This is a genomic window from Streptomyces sp. NRRL WC-3549 (assembly GCF_000721935.1).
Taxonomy (GTDB): Bacteria; Actinomycetota; Actinomycetes; order Streptomycetales; family Streptomycetaceae; genus Streptomyces.
The window spans coordinates 37,856-44,009 of sequence record NZ_KL585430.1; the positions used below are offsets into that span (position 1 = coordinate 37,856).

The 6,154-nt window shown below is 64.1% G+C and carries 7 protein-coding genes and 2 pseudogenes; 5 read left to right on the plus strand and 4 right to left on the minus strand.

Features of this window, described 5'->3' with window-relative positions:
* On the plus strand, window positions 1–337 hold a 337-nt coding region (locus IH13_RS0130290), incomplete at its 5' end, for an MOSC domain-containing protein (RefSeq protein WP_037842858.1).
* Between the two features lie 46 nt (window positions 338–383).
* Here IH13_RS0130290 and IH13_RS0130295 read toward each other — a convergent pair.
* Window positions 384–680, minus strand: coding sequence for a hypothetical protein (locus IH13_RS0130295; RefSeq protein ID WP_051835978.1), 297 nt, complete (start codon window positions 678–680; stop codon window positions 384–386).
* A 332-nt stretch (window positions 681–1,012) separates the two neighbouring features.
* Between IH13_RS0130295 and IH13_RS38905 the strand changes: the two genes are divergently transcribed.
* The gene (locus tag IH13_RS38905; protein WP_051835979.1) at window positions 1,013–1,744 is read left to right on the plus strand and encodes a transcriptional regulator; all 732 of its coding nucleotides are present in this window, start codon (window positions 1,013–1,015) and stop codon (window positions 1,742–1,744) included.
* Window positions 1,745–1,849: 105 nt separating this feature from the next.
* Here IH13_RS38905 and IH13_RS0130305 read toward each other — a convergent pair whose 3' ends face one another.
* The 3 genes and pseudogenes from IH13_RS0130305 to IH13_RS0130310 all read right to left on the minus strand — a co-directional run.
* On the minus strand, window positions 1,850–2,221 hold the full coding sequence (locus tag IH13_RS0130305; protein WP_234433445.1) for a GIY-YIG nuclease family protein: 372 nt from the start codon (window positions 2,219–2,221) through the stop codon (window positions 1,850–1,852).
* Between the two features lie 592 nt (window positions 2,222–2,813).
* Window positions 2,814–3,674: an immunity 49 family protein gene (locus IH13_RS41490; protein WP_082317764.1), complete on the minus strand. Its 861-nt coding sequence runs from the start codon at window positions 3,672–3,674 to the stop codon at window positions 2,814–2,816.
* 17 nt (window positions 3,675–3,691) lie between these two features.
* Window positions 3,692–4,051, minus strand: a pseudogene (locus IH13_RS0130310) (helix-turn-helix domain-containing protein); the annotation flags it as partial.
* 668 nt (window positions 4,052–4,719) lie between these two features.
* On the opposite strand from IH13_RS0130310, the pseudogene IH13_RS45180 reads away from it, so the two are divergent.
* From IH13_RS45180 to IH13_RS0130330, 3 genes and pseudogenes are all read left to right on the plus strand, one after another.
* Window positions 4,720–5,202, plus strand: a pseudogene (locus IH13_RS45180) (hypothetical protein); the annotation flags it as partial.
* A gap of 94 nt (window positions 5,203–5,296) precedes the next feature.
* Window positions 5,297–5,749 (plus strand): hypothetical protein, encoded by a 453-nt coding sequence (locus IH13_RS0130325; protein WP_158791405.1) that lies wholly within the window; start codon window positions 5,297–5,299, stop codon window positions 5,747–5,749.
* Between the two features lie 44 nt (window positions 5,750–5,793).
* Window positions 5,794–6,154: hypothetical protein (locus IH13_RS0130330; RefSeq protein ID WP_031089287.1), on the plus strand; the 361-nt coding region annotated here is incomplete at its 3' end.

A 6,154-nucleotide genomic window follows, 5' to 3' on the forward strand; every position in this document is an offset into this window, starting at 1 on the left:
GCCGCTCCCGATGAGCCGCTTCCGCCCGAACGTGGTGATCGACGGCTGGCCCGACCCGCACACCGAGGACCGCGCCCACCGGTTCACGATCGGCACCACGGAGCTGGCCTACGCGAAGGCCGCCGTCCGCTGCGCGGTGGTCCTGGTCGACCAGGAATCAGGCCACCGGGCGGGCCCGGAACCCCTGCGCACCCTGGCCGGCTACCGCCGGTCGGCCGGGGGAGGGGCCGTCCTCGGGACCAAGTACGCGGTGCTCCGGCCGGGGCGGGTGGCGGTGGGGGACGAGGTGACGGTCACCGGGTGGGGCGAGGCGGAGGTGGGAGCGGGGGGCGACTGAGGGCGCGGGCCGGGTACGGGCGCGGCGCCACAACCAGAGCCGCGGGTCAGCCGCCTCGGTGGCATCGGGAGGAGCCTCGGGCTTCCGCACCGGGGCGATCTTCAGCGCCTTGGTCGAGCTGTCGGCGCAGCGACGTGGTGATCGCCTCGACGTCCCCCGCGTCGAGCAGACCGACGTAGACGTACGGCCTGCCGGCGGACGTCAGCGCCGGCCGGACGCTGCGGTAGGCCCGCTCCGGAAGTCCGAGCCCGGCGAGGACGGCCTTCAGCCCTTCGCTCGCCCGCTGCGCGACTGCGGAGCCTGTGGAGCTGTCCCGGCCGTGCGGGAGGCCGAGGCCGGTCATCGGAGCCCCCTGGCGAGGTGAGGGTGGCGCCGGGTCTCCACGGACGCGTCGGTGGCGAGCGAGTAGTCGCCCACGCTCCTGGCTGCCCGACGTCGGGTGGCCAGGCCGGCGCAGACCGGGCAGCCGGAGAACGGTCGTGGGGGCGCCAGGGGGAGAGGGACGTCGAAGGGAGGGCTGACCGTCGTCTGCGGAGTCGTCACGTCCGCAACGATGACTACCCATGACGGACGTATCTCCGCGAAGCGTAAAGACAGTTGGACCGGAGCCCGCTACCGTGCGAGAAGGCCCGGATGTCGCAGGGGGAAGTCTTGAACGTCGCTCTACGATCGGCTATGTCAGATGCACGGCTGACGCCTCGCAAGCTCGCCGTGCACATCGGGGTCACGCCGAAGACCGTGGAGCGGTGGCTGGCCGACGCGGAGTTGGTACCCCACGCGAGAAACCGTATCGACGCCTGTCGGGCACTGAAGGTGGACGAACAGATGATCTGGCCGAAGGCCGTACAGGACCGTGTGAAGTCAGGCCACGACCGCGAGCTCGTCCATGCCTACCCCTATCGGTCCGCGTGCCCGTCGACCGTCTGGGGCGCGTTGATCGACGGGGCCGCGGAGCAGATCTACCTGGCCGGATACACGAACTACTTCCTCTGGCTGGAGCAGCCGGCCTTCGTCGAGACGCTGCGTCGCAAGACCGAGGCGGGATGCCGGGTGCGTATTCTGCTGGGGGACCCGGACGGTGAGGTGACCCGTCGGCGGGAGGAGGTCGAGGACGTCGCCCTGTCCGTCTCCACACGCATCAGGATCACGCTCGAACATCTGGCACGCCTCCGTACCGCCGAGGGCGTCGAGGCCCGCTTCAGCAGTTCCGAGGACGCGGTGAACCACGTGTCCCTGTCGGTGTTCCGTTTCGACCAGGAGGTGCTGGTCACCCCGCACTTGGCTCGGCTCGTCGGCCACGATTCACCGTTGCTGCACCTTCGGCGCGAGGGTGACGCCGGAATGTTCGACCGATTCGCTGAGCACGCGGACGAACTGTGGAGCAGGGCGGTGCCCGTTCCCGCCTGATCCGGCGGCCGGATGCCGACCTCCGCGTCGACGCCACGAACGGGAAGCCGGGCCGGGGCCTCCCCCGCCTGCTCGGGCGCACGGCCCAGACAGCCACGTCCCGGCCTAGGAGCTGATGGGCAACTCGCGTGCACGCTGCCGTGCTTGGGCACGTAGGTCCTTCAGGCGGCTGTGATACGCGTTGTGGCGGTTTTGGTCGAGGTTCAGCGGGAGGTCGAGTTGGGAGATGAGGCGTGACTCCAGCTCCCACGGTTCTTCCTGCTCCATCCAGCACACTCGCGCGTTGTCCGCCATCCACTGGCTCAGGGTGGCTTCGCCTGCCTTGCCGAAGGTCATCCGCTTACCGCTGCCTACGCGACGCAGCTCAAGGCCGAGCAGGCATCCCAGGGTGAGTCGCAGCGTCGAGCCGGCCGCGTTGCCCCGGTAGTGGTAGCGCACCCGCTTGCGCACGTTCTGGGTACTGGTCCGGTTCGCCATGTACCGCGGGGCTATCCCGACGTAGAGCAGGCGCCCGGCGTCCAAGTCCGGACGCGGTGGCTGCTTGAAGTGCCACCCGTAGACCCCTGCCGCCGCTGGGAGAGGGCTCGGGCGCACCAAGACCTCGTGTGCCGACCACAACCGGTTCGGACTGACGAGAGCGGTAGGTTCCACGAAGCCTCCAAGCGTGGCATGGCTGATCGTCGCAGGTTACTGGTAGCCGCAGACCATGCCCTGGCGCGCGTGAAATCAGTTTGAGCGCTACTGGTGATCCAGTTTCGAACGTGTCGGTGGTCGGCATGACGGAGGTGGGTACCCCAGGAGTCAGCCAGGCGGCGGCTCTTCTTGACCGCTGTGCACCGCAAGCAGTGGCATGGCTCTGGCGCGGCTGCCTTCTGATCCATAGCTCTAGCCGGATCGGTCAGGGCGGTCATTCCGGCCGCCACGGGCCCCGGAGAGACGTGTCTTCTGCGCCGACGGCGACAGATGCCGCGCGTCCCCCACCAGATCACTTACACACGTCCAACGCCCCAGAACACAAATCGCTCGGGATCACTATGATGCCGCCGTTTCCTGGATGGCGGGATCGTCATTATGTGGGGAACTCACCGACCCAAGCGCGATTAATTAGCTGACTCGGAATGTAGTCGGAGGTCACAGTGATGGGAAAACCTGCATCGTAGGCGAGGCATGCTACAGCGAGTGGGCCGAGTGCTAGGTAACCTTCGACGCTGCGCGCTCGCTCATCTGTCGCTGTCCAGTAAGACTTATGCATTTCCAGCGCCTTGATGAGGGAGTGATTAAATCCTTCATGGTCTTTCTGCAGGAAGAAGTGGAATAGATCGATCGGCTGATAGAGGATCTTCTCTACGATTTCCAGACCAGCGATATGTATGGCTTCAGGATACGACCCTTGAATCGTTTCCTGGAGTTTATCGATTAGCCCCGGACGCTGCATCCAATATTTTTGAAGCGAGTCGACCCATCCATACATGAAGTCGTCATACTCTGCCCCTGAGGCGCGCAACGAAGTAAGGTCGAATTCACATAGCTGCGTCATGCGGGCTTGATCGCGGCAAACTACTGTCAACCAGAAGGCATTGATCCAATTCCCAGGGTTGGCGTTCCTTGTCGGCCCGGTCGCCGAGATGATGCGAGTTTCATCTGCGATTCGATATGAAATTTGTCCACTTGCCTGTTTGGCGGCAGCAAACATTCCATCGTGGAGCTGCATGGCTGTCACCAGCGCCTCCCATGTACGCAGGTGGGAAGCGTCAGGGTCGACTGCCAGACATGCCTGCAGGTACATCGTCGAATCCATTAGGCCAATATCGAATACGCTCGACGACTGCTCCAGCAATGAAATTATCCCCGTGAGCCCACTTCCCAGATCTTGGGCATACGACTCGTCGTTGGTCCCTGGCATTCCGTGGTGCTCAACTCGAGTCATCATGGAAGTCAATCCTTAACCTGGATCGTGTACGTCAGGTGGAAGCGCCGGCCGATCACCGTCTTGACCCGGGCCAGTGTCCAGCGCTGGTCCTCCCAGCCATGCGCGGTCGGCCCCTTGGCCATCTCCGCCTGAAGCTGCGTGAACTGCTGATCGCTCAGCCTCGGCAGCGACGCCGGGCCCTGCGACCGCAGGGATCGCGGGCCGCCCTCGGCCCACGCGTGACGCCATCGCTGGACCGAGCGGACACTGACCCGAAGATCTCTGGCGATCGCGGTACTACCCTCGCCCAAGGCGAACCGCTCGGCCGCCTGGAGCCGTAACTCTTCGCGAAGCTGCTGTCGGTGGGCGGCCAGCCCGCCCCCTTGTGGATACCGCATGACTCCGGTGATACCGGAGCCACCGGCCAGTCGTCACCCCTTACGACACCACGAGTTCAGCCTCAGTAACCGCACCGCTGAGACGACGGATTACAGGGTGACGGTGCAGGTAACGGCGTCCGGTGGATTCGACGTGACCCACACCTTCACGTATGCCGCACTCGAACCGGGGCGCATCGGATCGAGCGGAACCCTGTTCATCGACACCGATGGTGCTCCCGCCCAGGGGAAGCCGGTGGTCCGCATCATTACGGAACGCATCCGAGGTCGACTTTCCAAGGGCGCTTTTCTCCTGCCGCCTCCGCGCCGGGGCCGGCCTGCCGCTGCCGACTGGCCGCCCCGTGCCCCACCACCCGGAGTGGGGCCATAGCGGGTTGCGCGGTGAAGCGCAGAGGGCGCCGGATCATCCGGAAGAGTCAGCCCTGGGACCACCTCCCCGACGGCCGATGAACTCGTGGTCCAGGGCACGCTCGCTGCAGGCGCCGCCTGACCGTGGGGAGAGCCGAGCGATCACGGCGGTCTCTTGCGCTGCCACTGCCGCAGCCGTCCAGTCGAGGAGAAGCGGAACCCGCGCAAACCTCCAGCCTCCTGTCGATCAATAACTCAACAGCCCATCCGACCGGAAGAATGCGTTTCGCGCGCATGTGAGCCAGAAATAAGGAATCCGCATGGCTGACGAAATGGTGCTTCAGGCACAGAAGTTCATCAACGCGATCTACGGGGATGTAGCCGGCATTCCATGGGTCGAGGAGAACGGAAAGGCTAGCTGGTCCGTCATGTTCGCACTGACGAGGTGCCTGCAGTACGAACTGGGAATTACCGCACTCTCGGACAGTTTCGGCCCGACCACATTGTCCACACTGGCCGCTAAATGGCCGTCGATCGATCGCAACACCTCCCCATCGGCCAATGTATCCCGCATTATTTAGTCTGCCCTGTACTGCAAAGGATACGACGGCGGCGAGATCGATGGTGTCTATAACGACCGTGTTGCCACCGCCGTGTCCAAACTGAAAGCGAACGCCGGCGTCAACGGCGCGATGCCCGGCGGCGCGATGGTCCCCAAGCTCTGCAAAGCGCTGCTGACGATGGATGCGTACGTCACGGTCTCCGGCGGATCCGAAATCGTGCGCTCGATCCAGCAGTGGCTTCGGTGCTGCATGCAACACGGTCCTGATCAAGGGGTACCCAGAGGGTCGAACCGGAATCAACCGCGGCGACTTCGGTGGCTGGGCGGGTGACTGGATGACTTTCTACACGAACTGGGACCGGGTGCGAGCGGCGACCGGAATTTCCGGTTATAACTACTGCATGGAAAAGCTGGCCCAAGGGAATAGTTCCTTCAGCAGCGTCGACATGATCGCCGACATCGATGCCTTCAAAATAGGAATGGCATTGCGCTTCGGCGCCAACATCGCCGATGAAGTGGAGCGCGTCTTCGGTTCGGGGGGCCAGTACGCGCGTCGCTATCAGCGACTGTTCATTAATCGATTCGGCAATAGCAATGCCACATGCCATGCAGCAGCCAAGGAAGCGCTCATCGGCGACCTCGGCGAGTTGATGTACATCGGTCGAGAGAAGCTCATCTACAGCGGTGTGAACAAACACTCGATATCGTTGCCCGAGAGTGAACTCAATTCGTTCGTGTCAGGGTTTTCCGCTCTCTTGCAGAGGCGTGCCGACGCTGAGCCCCAGTGATACCGTCACCCACGCAATAGCTAGTCAACACTGGGAGACCTGCAATGTCAGAATGGAAGAAGATCTTTACTCGGGCTGCTGTTGTTGCGGCGGCGGCTACCGTGCTGGTCTATTTCGGCGGGCTCTGGCTGACGTCCTCCCTGAGTAAGGCGACCGCGATCGACCGGTGCCTGATCAAGGTCGGGTTCGAGAACGGCCCTTCCCCCTCAGCGCCGGTCGACCTCTCGACTACCTACTTTCCGGTGGGTGCCGCATGTGACTGGGCGGGATACGAGCGCGTGGAGGTGCCGACACCGGGGGTCAACTCACTGGTTACCGGGCTCCTGTCCTTCACCGCGGTTACGGCGGCTACGGCCGTAACTCTCCATCTGTTCTCTCGGCGGCGCCAGAAGCCGGACGTCAAGC

Excerpts from the sequence above, each read along its gene's own strand:
- IH13_RS0130295 (WP_051835978.1), bottom strand. The coding sequence starts at position 680 with ATGACCGGCCTCGGCCTCCCGCACGGCCGGGACAGCTCCACAGGCTCC.
- IH13_RS0130305 (WP_234433445.1), bottom strand. The coding sequence starts at position 2,221 with ATGGCGAACCGGACCAGTACCCAGAACGTGCGCAAGCGGGTGCGCTAC.
- IH13_RS0130325 (WP_158791405.1), top strand. The coding sequence starts at position 5,297 with ATGACTTTCTACACGAACTGGGACCGGGTGCGAGCGGCGACCGGAATT.
- IH13_RS38905 (WP_051835979.1), top strand. The coding sequence starts at position 1,013 with ATGTCAGATGCACGGCTGACGCCTCGCAAGCTCGCCGTGCACATCGGG.
- IH13_RS41490 (WP_082317764.1), bottom strand. The coding sequence starts at position 3,674 with ATGATGACTCGAGTTGAGCACCACGGAATGCCAGGGACCAACGACGAG.